Source organism: Pseudophaeobacter profundi (assembly GCF_029697505.1).
Lineage (GTDB): Bacteria > Pseudomonadota > Alphaproteobacteria > Rhodobacterales > Rhodobacteraceae > Pseudophaeobacter > Pseudophaeobacter profundi.
This window is the reverse complement of record NZ_JARJEF010000002.1, coordinates 355541-372847: the sequence shown is the minus strand read 5'-3', so window position 1 is coordinate 372847 and position 17307 is coordinate 355541. Positions and strand designations below refer to the sequence as shown.

Here is a 17307-nt window from a genome sequence, read left to right as displayed (position 1 = left end):
CTTACTGTTGTGTGTTCCAAAATGTTCGCGAATGTTCTCATAAAGTTCTTTACAGGCGCGCCGTAAAATGAGAACAAATAGGCAACAAGATCGCCAGAGAGCGGTTGCCAACCCGACAGACAAGAGTGGAGCGCAGACCAATGATGACCCAATTGAAAACAACCCTGAACAACACACAGTCGACCCTGTTGCAGGATGCGCTTGGCGCTGCATCCTTGGTGGTCATGCTTGTGGTTGCGCTGCATCTGCCTGGTTTTTTGTAACCGCCGGGCCTGAAGTTTCCTTATCCCCGCCTGCAACCGCAAAGACTAGAGGAGTATTCTCTGAGCAAATTTGATTACTGACGACCGCCTGCTGTCTTCTTGACGGGAACGTGCATGTCTTATCCCGACCTGCGATGGAAACCTTGCTTGCCCTTGTTTCACCCGGTTGCGCCTATCAACCGGACTGCGTTCCCAGACCCCGCATGAAGACGCATATACTGCCGCCACCATCTGCCCGGATGTGTGGCGGTTTTTTTGTCGCAGCCCTGCAAGACCGGGGGCGGGCATGACCTGCCGCCGATAAGGTGAATCGAGGGCGGCCTGTTTGCGTAACATAGAGCTAAGGTTAAGCGCAGTCTTTCTGCGACGCCTCATGAAATGCTTCGAGCGTGGCGTCGAGGCATAGCAGGATAGAGGCATGACGGTTTTTGAAATCGCGTGCCGGTATCAGCACTTCCAACTCTGAAAAGGGCGGCGCTGGTGGCGGTTGGTTGGCGGTCAGCATGGCCTTCAACTCTGCGCGGGCGGTTTCGACTTCGCTCAGGCTGCGGCCAATGATCTTGCTGGCCACAATCGAGGCCGAAGCCTGCCCTAGGGCGCAGGCCTTGACGTCCTGGCCAAAGTCGACAATCCGCCCGTCGTGCAGAGACAGATCAACGGTGACGGTTGACCCACACAGCGGCGCGCGTTTCTTTGCGGTGGCATCCGGGTTGTCCAGCCGATCAAGCAGCGGAATATCCGCCGCCAGCGCCAGAATACGCGCAGAATAAAGCTTGATCAGATCGGTCTCGCTGGACGTTTCGCTGGACATAAGGCGGCCTCGGGCTTTCCCTTGGGGTGTCTTCCCCATACATAGGACGCAGATGGCAGATGCAAAAGGGTTTTCCTATGACTTTCTCTCCCGATAGCCTGAAATACGACGCGGTCGGCTTGATCCCCTGTATCGCCCAGGATCACAGCAGCGGCGAGGTGCTGATGATGGCCTGGATGAATTCCGCAAGCGTTGCCAAGACGCTAGAGACCGGCAAGGTGACCTATTGGTCGCGCTCGCGTCAGGCCTTTTGGGTGAAGGGAGAGAGTTCGGGGCACCTGCAGACATTGGTGGAGCTGCGGCTTGATTGCGATCGCGATTGTCTGCTGGCCCTGGTCGACCAGGTGGGGCCGGCCTGTCACACCAATCGCCGCAGCTGTTTTTATTCCGCCATTCGCGACGGGGCAGAGCAAGAGCTGATGGCCCCGATGGACGACAGCCTCTAGACCAGACCGAACCTAGGCAGAGGGGCGCGCGAGCCCGACCATGCGGCGAATGTCGCTTGGGCTGGCACCTTCGGCCCGGTATTTGGCGATGGCGCGGGCGTCATCGCGTTTCGCGAGGCGTTTGCCCGCCTCGTCGCGGATCAGATCATGGTGATGGTAGATGGGAGTTAGCAGGCGCAGCAGAACCTGTAGCAAGACATGGATCTGGGTGGCGTCAAACAGATCGGCGCCGCGAACGACATGTGTGATGCCCTGATCGGCATCATCCACCACAACCGACAGATGGTATGAGCTGCCCATTCCCTTTCGCACCAGAATGATGTCACCCACACGTTCAATCAGCTGTGTTGGGTCCAGCCTGTGTGAACCGCGAAATTTGGCACCGGTTTCCTCAAACGTACGCAGCCCGGTCTGTTGCATGGCCAGCGTCAGTGCCTTGGCGATATCGAGACGTATGACATCCTCTGCTTTGGGTGTTTCTTCGGCGCGGTGGCGACAGCTTCCGGGGTAGATGCGCCCATCCGGGCCAAACTGCGCCACGCCTTCCTGCGGTGCCCCGGCTGCCGCCTCTATATCGGCCCGGTTGCAGTTGCAGGGATAGGTCAGACCAAGCGCCGTGAGCTGCGCCAGCGCCTGTTGGTAGCGCGCAATTCGGTTGGATTGGCGCATCACGGGCTCTGGCCAGCATAGGCCCAGCCAATGCAGATCCTCATAGATCTGCGCCTCCCAGGATTGGCGGGCGCGGGATTGGTCGATGTCTTCGATGCGCAGCAGCAAGCTGCCGCCAGCAGCGCGCGCCATGTCATGGGCGAGCAGCGCTGAATAGGCGTGCCCCAGATGCAGTGGGCCGGTGGGCGAGGGGGCAAAACGGGTGATGAAGGTCACGGGTATTGCCCCCTTTGTCAGATCAGGAGAAATTGTCCAGCCAGGCGGTCCAGGCGGTTTTGGCACGGTCGGTATAGGCCTTGTAGCGGTCCTTGCGGCCACGCCGCCCGCCTTTCAGCCCATCAACGGGCTGGAACAGGCCAAAGTTCACATTCATCGGCTGGAAGGTCTTGGCCTCGGCTCCGCCGGTGATGTGATGGATCAGCGCGCCCATGGCGCTGTCCTGCGGCACCTCGGGCAGCTCTAGCCCAAGGATCTCGGCGGCGGCCATGCGCCCGGCCAGCAGACCCATTGCGGCGCTTTCCACATAGCCCTCAACCCCGGTAATCTGGCCGGCAAAGCGCAGATGTGGTTTTGATTTCAGCCGCATCTGGGCGTCCAGCAGTGTGGGAGAGTTGAGAAAGGTATTGCGATGAATGCCGCCAAGCCGGGCAAAGCGGGCATTCTCCAGCCCCGGAATCATCTTGAGCACCTCGGCTTGGGCGCCGTATTTCATCTTGGTCTGGAAGCCGACAATGTTGAAAAGGGTGCCAAGCGCATTGTCACGGCGCAGCTGCACCACGGCGTAGGCCTTTACATCCGGCTGATGCGGATTGGTCAGGCCGACCGGCTTCATCGGACCAAAGCGCAGGGTCTCGCGACCGCGTTCGGCCATGACCTCGATCGGCAGACAGCCGTCGAAATACCCGGCCGTTTCGCCCTCGTGGAATTCGGTTTTATCCGCGGCCAGCAGGGCATCTATGAAGGCCTCATACTGGTCTTTGGACATGGGGCAGTTCAGATAGGCGGTGCGCTCTTCCTGGGTTTCGCCCTTGTCATAACGCGACTGCATCCAGGCCTGCGACATATCAATGCTCTCGGCATAGATAATCGGGGCGATGGCATCAAAAAAGGCGAGCGCCTCGGCGCCTGTTTCAGCCTGGATCGCCTGACCCAGGGAGCCAGAGGTCAAGGGCCCGGTGGCAAAGATCCAATGGCCGTCCTCGGGCAGCGCGGTGATTTCCTCGTAAGACACCTCAATATTGGGATGGGCCTTCAACTTGGCGGTCACCGTTTCGGCAAAGGGCTCGCGGTCGACCGCCAGGGCGCCACCTGCGGGCAGGCGATGCTCTTCGGCGCTGGCCATGATTACCCCGTTGGCGGCGCGCATTTCCCAATGCAGCAGCCCCACGGCGTTTTGCTCATCATCATCAGAGCGAAAGGAGTTGGAGCACACCATCTCGCCCAGATTGCCCGTCTGATGGGCAAAGGTTTCCACTTTGGGTCGCATCTCGTGGATCACCACTTTGACGCCCATGTTCGCAGCCTGCCAGGCTGCCTCGGACCCGGCCATGCCGCCGCCCACGATATGCAATGTCTTTGTCATAGGGGGCAGATAGGGCAGAGCGCGGGGTTAAGCAATATTACCCGTGGTCGAATATGGCGCCGACGCAGGTCAAATGTGGCCAAAAAGTGCCGAAATACGGGGGCTGCGACTTGGCCTGCGATCTGGGCCATCGTGGTTGTCCGGAAAGTTGGGTTGGGCATGTTGCACTGCAAGAGCAAGCCCCGAGGGGAGACAATGCGCAGACGGGGCGTGCAATGTTTCCATACGGCATCAAGATTGCAGATTTCAGTGCAGATGGCCCGGTTTCGGGCTGATTTTTAGGGATGAGAGAGGGGCATTTGGGGCCGCTGCGCGGGAATGTCACCGGGGAGAGAGATTCCCGGTTGGAGGGACCTTCCGCTGCAGCGGCCCAAATTGTGTCCGGGTCGTAACCCGTGCCCAATCTTTGCCATTATCTTGCCTCTATTGAAAGGCCCGATAGAGAAACAATAAATCCGAAATGGTAAACAAAGACTAAAATTTTCCCAAAATTCAGGATTTTTCCCAATCAGGGCTGCGTTTTTCCAGAAAGGCCGCCATGCCTTCGGCGGTATCGGGCTGCATCAGGTTTTCGACGATGACCTGGCTGGTATAGGCGTAGGCTGCATCAATTGGCAGGTTGAGCTGTTGATAATAGGCTTCTTTGCCAATCTTGACCGCCGCGCCAAGCTTGGCGGCAATCTTTTCGGCCATGGCGCGGGTCTCTGCCTCTAGCTGGTCTGTCGGGACGGCGCGGTTGATCAGGCCCAATTCGGCGGCGCGCGGCCCCTTAACAAAATCCCCGGTGGTGAGCAGCTCAAAGGCTTGCTTTTGGCCGATATTGCGCGACAGGGCCACCATCGGTGTCGAACAGAACAGGCCTATATTGACGCCATTGACGCCAAAGCGGCAGTCCTCGGTGGCGATGGCCAGATCGCAAGAGGCAACCAACTGGCAGCCCGCGGCAGTGGCAATCCCATGCACCTGGGCGATGACCGGCTGTGGCAGGCGTTGCAGGCCCAGCATTACACTGGTGCAGCGCGCAAAGAGACTGTCAAAATAGGCCCGGCCGCCATCATCGGCAGCGCGCCCGGCGGTCATTTGGCGAATATCATGGCCCGCGCAAAAGGCCTTGCCCGCGCCAGAGAGGATGACCGCCTTGATGCTGCGATCTTCTTTCAGCGCGTCAATCTGCTGTTGCAGGGCCGCCAGCATTTCGTCCGACAGCGCGTTCAGCCGATCCGGCGCGTTCATTTGCAAATGCGCAATTGCGTTTTTGTCGTCACGTTCCAGAATTGCCATCTTGCTCTCCTCTTGGGTTCCGGGTGAACACTAGGGCGCAACGAGAGAGAGGAAAAGCATGGGATTGGCATTCGACGTAAGAGAACTGGAAGCCTATATGGCAGAGATCTTCCCGCAGGTGGCAGAGGATTTTGCCATCGATGCGCTATCGGTGGACGGCATCACCATGCGGTTGAAGGTGGCAGAGCGTCACCTGCGCCCCGGTGGCACCGTTTCAGGGCCGTCAATGTTTGCCCTTGCGGATGTCACGGTATACGCGCTGGTCCTGTCGCGACTGGGGGCCAAAGCCTTGGCGGTGACCACCAATTCATCGCTGGATTTCATGCGCAAACCAGAGGCGGGGTGTGACATTATCGCCAAGGGTCAGCTGCTGAAGCTGGGGCGCAGCCTGGCTGTGGGGGATGTGCATATGTTTTCACAGGGATCTGACAAGATGGTGGCGCGGTCCACTATGACTTATTCTATTCCGCCGGTGCGCGCGCTGTAACCTGTGCAAGGGGTTGGCCGACCTTTACCAGGGTTTCGCGTCCAGCGGCGCTATTGGCAACCAAATCGGGGCTAAAGGTCACTGTGTCGGGCTGGAACACCACCACGACGGTTGACCCGCCAAATTTGAAATAGCCCTTTTCATCCATCTTCTGCACCGCGCCTGTGGTCTTGGTGTTGAGGATGGAGCCAACCCCAAATGCCCCCACTTCGCTAAAGCAATAGTGACCGATCCTGTCATTTTTTATCAGGGTATTGCAGCGCTTGTTTTCGCCAAAGACATCGGGCCCCGCCCCCAGGGCGATGGGGTTGACCGAATGCAGCGCGCCGTCAATGTTCTGGCAGCGCTCGATCACGCCGGCCATCGGAAAGTGATAGCGGTGATAATCCGCCGGGCATAGCCGCACGATGGCCAGGGCACCGCCCAGAAAGGGTTCGGCCATATCCTGCAGCATGGTGTTGATCGACATCGGATGGCCTTTGACCGGCACAAAAATATCATTCTTTAGCGCGGGAAAGACCAGGACCCGGCCGTCGGCGGGTGCGATGATTTCATCCGGGGCCGGGTTGTAGGGGCGTGCTTCGGGTTTCAGGTGGCGGGCAAAAAAGTCATTGAAGGAGGTATAGTCCTGCGCCGGGCGTACCGCCTCTGTCATGTCGATCGACAGCTCTTCGATCACCGACTTTATCTTGCCGCGCGACCAGCGGCTGTCAAACCAGCGGCCAAACAACCGGCTGATCAGGGGGGCGCGAAACAGCAGCCGTTCCAGCAGCTTGGTGCTGCTGTCCTGATAGGCCCAACGGATCCATTTTTCGCCCAGGATGACCTCGTCAAACACCAGGCCGGTTTCACGATTGACCACCTGAATGGGGGTATTTTGCATCTGATCTGCCTCGCATCCGCTGTGTTCTCATCGCCTAGCAGAGCCAGTGGCCTTGGCTCAAGCGGATTGTGCCTGGCGCTCGCCTTGTCGGGACGGGGCGCGAGCTTTGGCGGCAGGGGCAGTGGGATGTTAGGCTGTGGGGGGCGGCGTGCCGGGCATATTCGGCCCGCGCAGGATTTCGCGTACGGTGACGCAGGTGGTGTCAAACGCGCGCTTCAACACCTCGACTGCCCGCCAGGGATCGGCATCGCCACACATAAAGACATCAAAGGCACCATAGCCAACTTCGGGCCAGGTGTGCACGGATATGTGGCTCTCGGCCAGCACCGCCACGCCCGAGATCCCCTGAGGGGAAAAGCGATGCGTGTGCATATGCAGCAGCGTGGCACCGCAGGCGGCAATCACATCGCAAAATGCCTGCTGAATATTGGCCTCGCTGTCCAGCCCGCGTCCCTGCGTAACTTCGATAATAAGGTGGGTGCCGGCAAAGACACGGCCGTCGCGCTGGGTCAAACGGTCGCTGCGCTGTGATTGTGCTGCCTTGCGGGGGGCGATCCCTTGCGGGGCAGAACGGGCGTCGCGCATATGGGTATCCTTCAGCGGTGTGGGCGGTCCTGGGCGACGGCCTGGCCGGGGCAGCCCTGAGCGCATCTAAGCAGGCTGATGCGGCTGATCAAGGGAAATCCTGGCCGACTGCGCCGTGCCATTCTTGTTTGGCGCTGGCGGGTTGGCCCGGCCCTTAGTTTTCAAAATGTGGGGGATATGCCTGTCAATCAGGCAAAAAAAGACCGGGGCAAGCCCCGGCCATAAGGTTGCTCTGTGCCCAGGGGATCAAGGGCGCCAGAACGGAAGAGTTCCTTGATAATGGGCCTCTGCGCGGGAGATCCCGATATCGCGTAGCTGTTCTACGCTCAGCGTTTGCAAAGCTTTGCGCGAGCGATGGCGGTTGGACCATTTGGTGACCAGGACTGCAAAGGCAACTGCCGCCTGGGCCAGAACCGGCAGCGCGGCGCGGTTCGTCAGGTAGGACATATGTGTGTGGCTTTGTGTTGCAGGCGTCGTCATGGGGAGGGTCCTTTATTGTGTTGATACAATCCTAATTGTCTGCTATGTATAATTGATACAATGGTCGAATACCCTTGTCTAAGGATGGATTGTAATGGGTACAATTTGGGCGCCGGATCTTGCCGGTAAATCAGGTCCAAAATATCAGCGGGTGGCCGATACCATTCGAACCGCTGTGGATGACGGGATCTTGCAATGCGGCGCAAAACTGCCGCCAGTGCGAGAGCTGGCCTATCAGCTCAAGATCACCCCCGGCACTGTGGCGCGGGCCTATACGATCCTGACGGATGAAGGATTGCTGCAGGCCGAGGTTGGCCGCGGCACCTTTGTGGCGGACCGGCCAAGCCAGGTGATGGATGATGTCTGGTCACGCCAGTTGCACCTGCAAGAGGCCAAAGATCCGCATCATGTCAGCCTGTTTAGCCCACGTATGGTGGATGTAGGGCAGGTGGCGGCGCTGCGTCAGGTGATGGAGAAAGTCGCCAATAGCGATGCGATGTTGTTCCTCAACTACCCAACGCGCGACGCCTATCTGCCGGTGCGGCAGGCGGTTGTTGACTGGCTCGACGGGCAGCCGCTGGGCCCGCTTGGCGAGGCAGAGGTGGTTTTGACCCATGGGGGCCAGAACGGTATTCTCACCGTGCTGCAGACCGTGCTGCAAGAGCCGCAGCCAGTGATCCTGGTCGAGGATCTGTCCTATGCAGGCTTTCGCCGCGCGGCAGAATTGTTGCGGGCCAGGGTGGTTGGTGTGGCCATGGATGAACATGGGATTGTACCCGATTCACTGGAATTGGCCATTCGTAAGACCGGGGCGCAGGTGCTTTGTACCAGTCCCGAGGTACACAATCCAACCGGGCTGTTTACCCCGCTGCAGCGCCGCCAGGAAATCGTTGCGGTGGCGCGGCGTCACGGGGTGCAGATCCTAGAGGATGATTGCTACCGTATGGGCGACGCACAGGCCCCAAGCTATCGGGCGCTGGCCCCGGATATCACCTGGCATGTGTTCTCGATTTCGAAAAACCTGACGCCTGCGCTGCGGGTGGGCTTTGCCCTGGCCCCCACGGGGCGCTCACAGGATCTGCGCCGGGCGGCGGAATATAGCTATTTCGGCCTGGCCCAGCCGTTGGCGGAAATTACCCGGCTCCTGCTTAGCGATCCGCGCACCAAAGAGCTGACCCAGGCGGTGCGGGAGGAAATGGCCAAATACGTGCGGGTCGCGGTGAATGCCCTGGGCGGGTTTGAACTGGTCTGGAATGATCAGGTGCCGTTTCTCTGGTTGAAGCTGCCGGCCGGCTGGCGTTCTGCCGCCTTTACCCGCGCGGCCGAGGCCGAGGGGGTGCAGATCCGGTCTGCAGATGAATTTGCCCTGCGCGACGGGCGCGCCCCCAATGCGGTGCGCATTGGCGTGAATGGTCATGTCAGTTTGAAACGGTTCGAAGAGGCGATGCAGCGGCTGCGTACATTGCTGGACAACCCGCCAGAGCAGATTAGCGTTTGATCTGGCGGGCGTTGCGCCCCTCTATGACCAGCTGGCCTGAAGGCGCGCAATCTTGATGTGTATCATTCCTCTGCGAGGTTAACCCAAACGATAATGTCGTTGCCGCTGTAGGACCAATTGTCTTTGCTAGCGGCAACTCCGGCGGTAACTGCGGCAGCGACAAGTCCGGCAACGGAGGCACCGCCAACAATCACCCCGTCAAGGGCTGGGTTATGTGTGAACTGCGTCGAAAGCTCAGGCGTTTTACAGGTCATGCGCAGCTTGGAAGGTTTGCCGTGAAATTTTGGCAGACGAACAATTGCCGGGGTCTGGAATTGTGCCGAAAACTCCGCTGTATCAATAGAGCAGGTCGCGCCCGATATTTCTTTACGTTGGATGCCCGCTGGCCTGGTGTTCGGGTGAGCGTCATACTGCTGTTTAAGCTCTTCCGTGATTTCCGCGGGAACAAATGTCCGGATTTCCGGTTCGGTGTAGCCAACAACACGATTGGCGGCAGTGTTGTCTTTGAACGAGACCGTGACAGGGGGCTGTTTGATCGGAGCGTTCTGCATGCAACCTGTGACAGCAAGGGCGAGTGGGAAAATAAGGAGTGTAGAAAGTTTCATCAGTGACCTTCGGGTTGTTTTTCTCTTGGGTAATCACTTTTTGAGAGCGGAAGAACTCTACTTGGGGGGAAGGGGCTGAGATGGTGTGAAAATGTCACGGGTGCGATTGATAAGGCTGCAGGGTGGGCCTTATTTGTGGGGTATCATTATACCCATTTTGCAAGGTGTTGAAATTGAACAATTTAAACATGTTTGACAGCATTGACGCGGGGCGGGGAACTCCGTAAACCCTGTCCATCAAATCGGGCGCTGGACCTTTGTTCTGCGTCGTCACGACAAACAGGATTGACCTGCCATGAAAACCTTCTCTGCTACACCGGCAGATATCGACAAGAAATGGATCATCATTGACGCCGAAGGCGTCGTGCTGGGCCGTCTCGCATCGATTATTGCCATGCGCCTGCGTGGTAAGCACAAAGCCACATTCACTCCGCATATGGACATGGGTGACAACGTCATCGTGATCAATGCTGAAAAGATCCAGATGACCGGCAAGAAGCGCGACGAGCACTTCTACTGGCACACCGGCCACCCAGGTGGCATCAAGTCCCGCACCAAGCAGGAAATCCTGGAAGGCAAGCACCCCGAGCGTGTTGTCTATCAGGCCGTCAAGCGCATGCTGCCAGGCAACCGTCTGTCGCGTCAGCAGATGACCAACCTGCGCATCTATGCTGGCACCGAGCACGGGCATGAAGCCCAGGCGCCCGAAGTTCTGGACGTGAAGTCCATGAACAAGAAAAACACGCGGAGCTGATATCGATGACTGATCAGATCAACACTCTCGAAGAGCTGAGCGCCGTTGCAGGCGTTGAAGCAGTCGCCGAAGACATCATCGCGCGTGAGCCAGTTCGTGACGAACTGGGTCGCTCTTACGCCACTGGTAAGCGGAAAGATGCGGTCGCCCGTGTCTGGATCAAGCCAGGTTCCGGTAAGGTCGTGGTGAATGGTAAAGAAATGAAAGCCTATTTTGCCCGTCCGGTGCTGCAGATGATCCTGCGTCAGCCGTTCACGGTTGCAGGTGTGGAAGACCAGTTTGACGTCTATGCGACAGTCAAAGGTGGCGGTCTTTCCGGTCAGGCCGGTGCGGTAAAGCACGGTGTTTCCAAGGCGCTTCAGCTTTATGACCCCTCGCTGCGCGGTGCATTGAAAGCTGCTGGCTTCCTGACACGTGACAGTCGTGTTGTTGAACGTAAGAAGTTTGGCCGCCGCAAAGCGCGTCGTTCCTTCCAGTTCTCCAAGCGCTAAATCATACAGATTCAATTTGGATCACGGGGCTCGCCATTGGCGGGCCCTTTTTTGTTTGTGCCGTGTGGTGCCCCGCCGTAGCCAGTTGCCGGTGCTTGCGGAATGGACACTGGTATAATATGCGGCGCGCGCTTTCGGCGATCAGGCCGTGAACGAATGTTGTTGATGATTTGGCGGAAGACGCAAGGGGGCGTCGCTAGTCAGGATCAATCAGGCCCAGGCCGCGCAGATAGATGCCAATCCCGGTTTCCAGCAGGTCTTCTGGTGGAAAGGGGGAATTGGTGCCCGGGGTGTTGCGGGCATAAAGCTCAACAACGCCGTGGCTCATCGCCAGGATATGGGCGGAAAACATTGAGGCAGGCGGCCGTCTTTCTGCCGGGATATGCTGGCTCAGATCATCTGCGGCGCGTTCCAGAATCTGGTGGGCGCGACGGGCTGCATTGGCCAATTCTGGCGTGCGATTGCTGGAAATGCCGCTTTCAAACATGGCGATGTAGTGGCCTGGGTGTTTGCGCGCAAAGGCCAGATAGGCCCGCCCCGTTGCCTCGAATGCGGCCAGCGCCGAGGGCTGGTATTTATCATAGGCGTGCTGCATCAGGTCGGCGAACATCAAAAAACCCTGACGCGCGGCTTCCGCGATCAGATCTTCGCGCCCTTCAAAATGGCGGTAAACGGCTGCTGGGGTGACACCCGCCTGCTTGGCCGCCTCTGACAGGGTGAATCCGGTGGGGCCCTTGACCTCAATCAGGCGCAATGCGGCCTCGACCAAGGCCTGGCGCAGATTGCCATGATGATAGCCACGTTTAGACATCACGTTTATCCGGCGCGGTGCAGATCTTGCTATTGACCGGACCGATGGATTTTTTGTCTTTGTTTGTGTAATCAATCGCATGCAGAACGGTACGGATGGTGGCCAGACGGGCCCGCCGCTTGTCGTCCGAGTGGATCACATGCCAGGGGGCATGCGGGCGGTGGGTCTTGTGCAGGGTTTCTGCGATGGCTTTGGAGTAATCATCCCAACGGGCCAGGCCCTGCACGTCAATAGGGCTCAGCTTCCATTGTTTCAGCGGATCGTTTTCCCGCGACAGAAACCGGCGCAATTGTTCGGCTCTGCTGACATCCAGCCAGAATTTGAACAAGAGGATCCCATCATCAACCAGGGCTTCTTCAAAGGGGCTGACCTGGTGAAAAAACCGCTCGCGCTGTTCTTCTGTGCAGAAGCCAAAAACATCTTCCACCACACCACGATTATACCAGCTGCGATCAAAGAAGGTGATCTCGCCACCAGAGGGCAGGTGGTTGATATAGCGCTGGAAATACCATTGGCTTTGCTCTGGTTTGCTGGGTTTATTCAGGGCAACAACACGGGCGCCGCGTGGATTCAGGTTTTCACGAAACCGCTTGATCGTTCCCCCCTTGCCAGCCGCATCCCGGCCTTCAAACAGGATGGCAATGCGCGCGCCGCTCTGCTTGACCCAGGACTGCATTTTCACCAGTTCAATCTGTAGGTGTTCGACTTCGCGCTTATAGGTCTTGCGGGACATGCGCGTCTTGTAGGGATGATCCGGGTTCAGGATAGCGTCTTCGTCGCTGTCTTTGATGCGCTCGGCCACGTGTTCAGGGGCTTCGGTTTCGAAATAGCGACTGATGGCGCCATCATAGGGCAATGTCATGCGTAAACCTCCACTCTGCTCAAACTGTTATAGGCCAAAGCGCCATGAGATGTGACTCGCTTTTACCGATCCGTCGCCGGGGTGTCACAGGCCAGCTTGCCATTCCGCAGGCCCTGATCTTTATCGATCCGGCCTGCGGTCCCCATTGATATCTGCAGTCTGTCTACGCGCCGATGTCATTCATATCAAAGGGCGTGGATTGGTATATCTCGTTGATCCAGTTACCATAAAGCAGATGCGCGTGGCTGCGCCACCGGTTTTGCGGAACCTGGGTTGGATCATCACCGGGATAGTAGTTTTGCGGCACATTGATTTCGGTGCCACTGGCGATATCGCGATCATATTCCTGTTTCAGGGTGTCGCTGTCATATTCAAAATGATTGAAGATATAGAGCGCGCGGTGATCTGGGTCTTCCACCAGACAGGGGCCTGCCTCGGGGCTACCCAAGAGAGTGGTCAGTCCTGGGCGGGCGTCGATCTCATCCTGGCGGATTTCCGTCCAGCGCGACACCGGGATGACGCAGTCATCGGAAAACCCCCGCAAATAGGGGGAAGAGTCCGCAAGGTTCTGATGGCGGAAACAGCCAAAGAGCTTGTGCTCTAGCAGGTGTTTCTTGACGTCGTTGAAGTAGTTGATCATGGCCATCCCGCCCCAGCAGACACCGAAGGTCGACTGGACGTTGGTCTGGGTCCATTCAAACACCTCGCACAGCTCTTGCCAGTAGGTGACATCTTCAAAGGGCAGGTGTTCGATCGGCGCACCGGTGATCACCAGCCCATCAAATTTCTCGTGCTTAACATCTTGAAAGGACCGGTAGAATTCTTCCATATGTTCCGCGGCAGTGTTGCGGGTCTGATGTTCAGTCATGCGGATCAGCGACAGTTCAATCTGCAATGGCGTGGCACCAATCAGCCGGGCAAACTGGTTTTCTGTCTGGATCTTCTTGGGCATCAGATTCAGCAAGCCGATGCGCAGCGGGCGAATATCCTGGCGTGCCGCCTGATCCGGCGACATGACCATGACGCCTTCGTTCGTCAGAACGTCATAGGCGGGCAGGTCAGAAGGGATCTTGATAGGCATGTCAGGTCCTCGATGGGATAAAAGGTTCAGGAAGTCACAGAGATAGGCAGTTCTGGCCTAGGTCTCAAGCGCTTGGGCGATCAAGGTGTTGAAATCATCCTCGCTTGTGATGGCAGAGATTTGATCGGCGGTGACCGTGACGCCCCAATTGCGGGCCATGGCGGCATAGCGGGGCTGGCGGTGGGCCAGCGCCTGGGCATAGGTCCAGCGGATAAAGGCATCAGGATCGACATCTGCCTCTGATAGCGACATTTGATTGAGATAGTCCTCCCAGGCCTGTTGCAGGAATTCGGGCTGGTAGGACATCGGCTTGGGCGCGCGGTCAAAGCGGCGAATCAATTCCTCGGTATGGGCCTCGTCGCCCTTGATCCAGACCATCAGGCATGTTTTGGACAGCTCGGTCAGGACGGGGTCTTGCGGGTTGTCAGCATCCACCCATTCACAGATAGAACCACCTGAATCGCAGATGAAATTGGGATAGCCATAAAGACGGGTGGCGCGCTCGGCGAAATATTCGGTGTCGTGCAGCGCATTGATCTCGGCGCGGCGAAACTGTTCTTGCCGATGCCGGTATTCCTGCATCCGTAGCCCGCCTTTGGCCGGATCGCCAGGCTTGCCCAGATAGGACGAGACAGGCGTCAGGTTTTCAAAGGTGATATTGGAACCGATATAGATCGAGTCCGACAGCAGGAGCTCGCGCAGGAAGGGGTTTTTCATCGCTTCAAATTTGGCGTTATCGGCGATGTATTCGCCCATATATCGGGTGCCAATGCGGTAATCGATTGAGTAATGAAACCAGCTGCCGGAACCGCGCAAGATATTGCTGACATAGGTTTTTCCAAGCCCGGACATGCCAAAGAACAATACGCGTTTTTGCGGCGCATCCCGCCAGTCTTGTGCAGTTTGATAGAGCATTGCCCGGTCTTTCTTGTTGTGCTTTGGCCTTGCTACTGCGCCAGCGCGATCGGGTCAATTCTTGGCCTCAATCACACCGTCAGGCCGGGTCGGTTCTGGCTGCCCCGATACGTCCGGCAGCCTCCAGGATATTGAGGTAGTTGGCGAAAAAGATCAGCCCGGCGCCGACAAAGGTCCAGATCACCACGGCTTCTCCGTAGATCAGCATTGCCAAGATCGCGATCACGGGCAGGCGGGCAAAATCAAAGGGCACGACCACCGTGGCCGGCGCAATCGAAAGGGCATTGGTAAAGCAGAAATGTGCCGCCAACCCGGCGCAACCGATCAGTAAGATCCAGGGCAGCAGTGCCAGGCTTGGCAATGTCACATCGCCATCCCAGCCCGCCATGACCAGCCCCATCACCAGCTGCATGCCGGTCAGCCAGAACAGGATCGAGGCGATGCCTTCATGCCGGGTCAGCCGCTTGGTAAAGATCACCGTCAGCGCAAAGAAGATGGCGCAGCTTGCGGCGGTGATAACGCCAGCGTTCAGGGTTTCGGGCGAGGGGCGCGCAACAATCAAGATGCCAGCAAAGCCCAGCACGGCGGAAAACCCGCGAATCCGTGTCAGCCTTTCGCCCAGCAGAAGCGGGGACAGCACCACCACCCAGAGCGGTGACGTGAATTCAAGCGCAAAAACCTGTGCGAGCGGGATCAGGGTTACCGCAAAAAACCACAGGTTCTGGCCGGTGAAATGCGCCAGGTTTCGCACCAGATGGCTGCTTAGCCGGTCTGTTTTTACCTGATGCCATTTGCCTGTGAAGGTGATCACCAGGAGGACTATCAATAGCCCGACAAGGCTGCGATAGGTCATGATTTCAAAGGTGTCGAGCGTCTGCCCCGCCTCACGCCCGGCGATGGCCATGGCAGAAAAAGAGCCAATCGCGCCCAGCATCCAAAGCGCTGCTGGCAGTATTCTTGTTTCACTGGTCATCGGAGGATCCTTTGGGCGGCACCTGCCTATCACAGGAAGCGCTTTTCTTCTCTCGCGTCAATGGCCCGGTTCATTTGCCAGAGCGAATGACCCAAGCCTGGTCTTTGGCGGGAAAAACCAAACCCCAGCCTGCGGGCCGGGGTTTCGAGTTCGTTACAGCAGCTTTCATCGTCACCAAGCAGCGGTCAGCCTATTCCCACTCGATGGTGCCCGGAGGCTTGGAGGTGATGTCATAGGTGCAGCGGTTGATGCCCTTGACCTCATTGATGATACGGGTCGAGGTTTCGCCAAGGAAATCATGGCTGAAGGGGTAATAATCAGCCGTCATGCCATCCACCGAGGTTACCGCGCGCAGGGCACAGGCAAAATCATATGTGCGGCCATCGCCCATCACCCCGACGGTACGAACCGGAAGGATGGCAACAAAGGCCTGCCAGATGTCATCATACAGACCATGCTTGCGGATCTGGTCGATATAGACCGCATCGGCTTCGCGCAGGATTTCCAGCTTTTCACGGGTGATTTCACCGGGGCAGCGAATGGCCAAGCCTGGCCCAGGAAAGGGGTGACGACCGATAAAGCTGGCAGGCAGGCCCAGTTCGCGGCCCAGTTCACGGACTTCGTCCTTGAACAACTCGCGCAGGGGTTCAACCAGTTTCAGCCCCATCTTTTCGGGCAGACCGCCGACATTGTGGTGGCTCTTGATCGTTACCGAAGGTCCACCAGAGAAGCTCACCGATTCGATGACATCAGGGTAAAGCGTGCCCTGGGCCAGGAATTCCGCCCCCTCGATGGAGTTGGCATGCTTCTGGAACACATCGATGAACAACTTGCCGATGATCTTGCGCTTGGTCTCGGGGTCGGACTGTCCTTCCAGCTCTCCGAGGAACAGTTCTTGTTCATCGGCGTGGATGAATTGCATGTTGTAGTTGTCACGGAACATGGTGACGACCTCCTCGGCCTCACCTTTGCGCAGCAGGCCGTGGTCAACGAAAACACAAGTCAGCTGATCGCCAATGGCCTCGTGCAGCAGCACAGCCGTGACCGAACTGTCGACACCGCCGGACAACCCGCAGATGACCTTTTTGTCGCCGACCTGCGCGCGGATCTCGGCAATGGCTTGCTCGCGGTACAGCCCCATGGTCCAGTCGCCAGTAAACCCGGCCAGGCGCACAAAGTTTTCATAAAGCTTGGCGCCATTGGGTGTGTGGTGTACTTCGGGATGAAACTGCACGGCATAGAAATTGCGCGCCACATCGGCGATGACGGCGCAGGGGGCATTGGGCGAGGTGCCATAGATTTCAAAGCCGGGGGCGATTTTGCTTACGTGGTCGCCGTGGGACATCCAGACCTGTTCGCGGTCTTCATCGCCAAGAAACCAGCCGTCAAGCAGCGGCAGGGTGGCCACGGTGGGTTTGACATAGGCACGACCAAATTCGGCGGTGCCATGGCCGCTTTCGACTTGGCCGCCAAGTTGCTGCATCATCACCTGTTGACCATAGCAAATGCCCAGGATCGGCACACCGTAGTCAAAGATTTCCTGCGGCACACGGGGGCTGCCCTCGCGTGTCACGCTATCTGGGCCACCAGAAAAGATCACGGCCTTTGGCGCCAACTGGCGCACAAAATCCATTGTGACGTTCTGGTAGGGGTGAATTTCACAATAGACATTCAGCTCACGCAGGCGGCGCGCAATCAGCTGCGTAACCTGGCTGCCAAAGTCTATGATAAGAAGGCGGTCATGGGATGTCTGGCTCATGTTTGGCTCATAGGCCTTGCATTCGGTTCTGGCAAGAGGACAGATGCATCCGGCAGCCCAGTTCGGCAAAA

At 57.9% G+C, this 17307-nt stretch carries 19 protein-coding genes and 1 pseudogene; 6 read left to right on the top strand and 14 right to left on the bottom strand.

The window, feature by feature from the left end; all coding sequences use genetic code 11:
• The first annotated feature begins 140 nt into the window (after nt 1-140).
• Entirely contained in the window at nt 141-263 is a 123-nt protein-coding gene (locus P2081_RS04980) for a hypothetical protein (protein ID WP_269751604.1), read from the top strand.
• A 346-nt stretch (nt 264-609) separates the two neighbouring features.
• Here P2081_RS04980 and P2081_RS04975 read toward each other — a convergent pair whose 3' ends face one another.
• Nucleotides 610-1074: an iron-sulfur cluster assembly scaffold protein gene (locus P2081_RS04975; RefSeq protein ID WP_278921768.1), complete on the bottom strand. Its 465-nt coding sequence runs from the start codon at nt 1072-1074 to the stop codon at nt 610-612.
• 59 nt (nt 1075-1133) lie between these two features.
• Between P2081_RS04975 and hisI the strand changes: the two genes are divergently transcribed.
• Nucleotides 1134-1520 carry a phosphoribosyl-AMP cyclohydrolase gene (gene hisI / locus P2081_RS04970; RefSeq protein WP_278921767.1) on the top strand — a complete coding sequence of 129 codons (387 nt, stop codon included), beginning with the start codon at nt 1134-1136 and terminating at the stop codon, nt 1518-1520.
• A gap of 12 nt (nt 1521-1532) precedes the next feature.
• Here hisI and gluQRS read toward each other — a convergent pair whose 3' ends face one another.
• The 3 genes and pseudogenes from gluQRS to P2081_RS04955 form a co-directional block, all read right to left on the bottom strand.
• The gene (gene gluQRS, locus P2081_RS04965; protein WP_278921766.1) at nt 1533-2405 is read right to left on the bottom strand and encodes a tRNA glutamyl-Q(34) synthetase GluQRS; all 873 of its coding nucleotides are present in this window, start codon (nt 2403-2405) and stop codon (nt 1533-1535) included.
• 22 nt (nt 2406-2427) lie between these two features.
• Nucleotides 2428-3771 carry a methylenetetrahydrofolate--tRNA-(uracil(54)-C(5))-methyltransferase (FADH(2)-oxidizing) TrmFO gene (gene trmFO, locus P2081_RS04960; protein WP_278921765.1) on the bottom strand — a complete coding sequence of 448 codons (1344 nt, stop codon included), beginning with the start codon at nt 3769-3771 and terminating at the stop codon, nt 2428-2430.
• A gap of 492 nt (nt 3772-4263) precedes the next feature.
• A pseudogene (locus P2081_RS04955) lies at nt 4264-5055 on the bottom strand (enoyl-CoA hydratase); the annotation flags it as partial.
• Between the two features lie 55 nt (nt 5056-5110).
• On the opposite strand from P2081_RS04955, the gene P2081_RS04950 reads away from it, so the two are divergent.
• Nucleotides 5111-5539: a PaaI family thioesterase gene (locus tag P2081_RS04950; RefSeq protein WP_278921764.1), complete on the top strand. Its 429-nt coding sequence runs from the start codon at nt 5111-5113 to the stop codon at nt 5537-5539.
• On the opposite strand, the gene asd is transcribed toward P2081_RS04950, so the two are convergent.
• From asd to P2081_RS04935, 3 genes are all read right to left on the bottom strand, one after another.
• Nucleotides 5514-6422: an archaetidylserine decarboxylase gene (gene asd / locus P2081_RS04945; protein ID WP_278921763.1), complete on the bottom strand. Its 909-nt coding sequence runs from the start codon at nt 6420-6422 to the stop codon at nt 5514-5516. The two genes, P2081_RS04950 and asd, sit on opposite strands and share 26 nt — an antisense overlap.
• A gap of 129 nt (nt 6423-6551) precedes the next feature.
• A complete protein-coding gene (speD, locus tag P2081_RS04940) occupies nt 6552-7007 on the bottom strand; it encodes an adenosylmethionine decarboxylase (protein ID WP_278921762.1) in 456 nt (151 codons plus the stop codon).
• Nucleotides 7008-7253: 246 nt separating this feature from the next.
• Nucleotides 7254-7487 carry a DUF1127 domain-containing protein gene (locus P2081_RS04935; RefSeq protein ID WP_278921761.1) on the bottom strand — a complete coding sequence of 78 codons (234 nt, stop codon included), beginning with the start codon at nt 7485-7487 and terminating at the stop codon, nt 7254-7256.
• A 94-nt stretch (nt 7488-7581) separates the two neighbouring features.
• Here P2081_RS04935 and P2081_RS04930 point away from each other — a divergent pair, with 94 nt between their 5' ends.
• Nucleotides 7582-8985 (top strand): aminotransferase-like domain-containing protein, encoded by a 1404-nt coding sequence (locus P2081_RS04930; RefSeq protein ID WP_278921760.1) that lies wholly within the window; start codon nt 7582-7584, stop codon nt 8983-8985.
• A 62-nt stretch (nt 8986-9047) separates the two neighbouring features.
• Here P2081_RS04930 and P2081_RS04925 read toward each other — a convergent pair whose 3' ends face one another.
• The gene (locus P2081_RS04925) at nt 9048-9590 is read right to left on the bottom strand and encodes a hypothetical protein (protein WP_278921759.1); all 543 of its coding nucleotides are present in this window, start codon (nt 9588-9590) and stop codon (nt 9048-9050) included.
• Between the two features lie 295 nt (nt 9591-9885).
• Here P2081_RS04925 and rplM point away from each other — a divergent pair, with 295 nt between their 5' ends.
• Together rplM and rpsI are read left to right on the top strand one after the other, a co-directional pair.
• Entirely contained in the window at nt 9886-10344 is a 459-nt protein-coding gene (rplM, locus tag P2081_RS04920; protein ID WP_122073589.1) for a 50S ribosomal protein L13, read from the top strand.
• 5 nt (nt 10345-10349) lie between these two features.
• Entirely contained in the window at nt 10350-10835 is a 486-nt protein-coding gene (gene rpsI, locus P2081_RS04915; protein WP_232401041.1) for a 30S ribosomal protein S9, read from the top strand.
• A 196-nt stretch (nt 10836-11031) separates the two neighbouring features.
• On the opposite strand, the gene P2081_RS04910 is transcribed toward rpsI, so the two are convergent.
• The 6 genes from P2081_RS04910 to guaA all read right to left on the bottom strand — a co-directional run bounded on the left by P2081_RS04910 (nt 11032) and on the right by guaA (nt 17236).
• On the bottom strand, nt 11032-11646 hold the full coding sequence (locus P2081_RS04910; RefSeq protein ID WP_232401044.1) for a TetR/AcrR family transcriptional regulator: 615 nt from the start codon (nt 11644-11646) through the stop codon (nt 11032-11034).
• Nucleotides 11639-12508, bottom strand: coding sequence for a polyphosphate kinase 2 (gene ppk2 / locus P2081_RS04905; protein ID WP_278921758.1), 870 nt, complete (start codon nt 12506-12508; stop codon nt 11639-11641). Before ppk2 ends, P2081_RS04910 begins: the two co-directional genes overlap by 8 nt.
• 163 nt (nt 12509-12671) lie before the next feature.
• Nucleotides 12672-13589, bottom strand: coding sequence for a homoserine O-acetyltransferase MetA (gene metA, locus P2081_RS04900; RefSeq protein ID WP_278921757.1), 918 nt, complete (start codon nt 13587-13589; stop codon nt 12672-12674).
• Nucleotides 13590-13646: 57 nt separating this feature from the next.
• Nucleotides 13647-14504 (bottom strand): ATPase, encoded by an 858-nt coding sequence (locus tag P2081_RS04895; RefSeq protein WP_278921756.1) that lies wholly within the window; start codon nt 14502-14504, stop codon nt 13647-13649.
• A 79-nt stretch (nt 14505-14583) separates the two neighbouring features.
• The gene (locus P2081_RS04890; protein WP_278921755.1) at nt 14584-15477 is read right to left on the bottom strand and encodes a DMT family transporter; all 894 of its coding nucleotides are present in this window, start codon (nt 15475-15477) and stop codon (nt 14584-14586) included.
• A 190-nt stretch (nt 15478-15667) separates the two neighbouring features.
• The gene (guaA, locus tag P2081_RS04885; RefSeq protein WP_278921754.1) at nt 15668-17236 is read right to left on the bottom strand and encodes a glutamine-hydrolyzing GMP synthase; all 1569 of its coding nucleotides are present in this window, start codon (nt 17234-17236) and stop codon (nt 15668-15670) included.
• Nucleotides 17237-17307 lie beyond the last annotated feature (71 nt).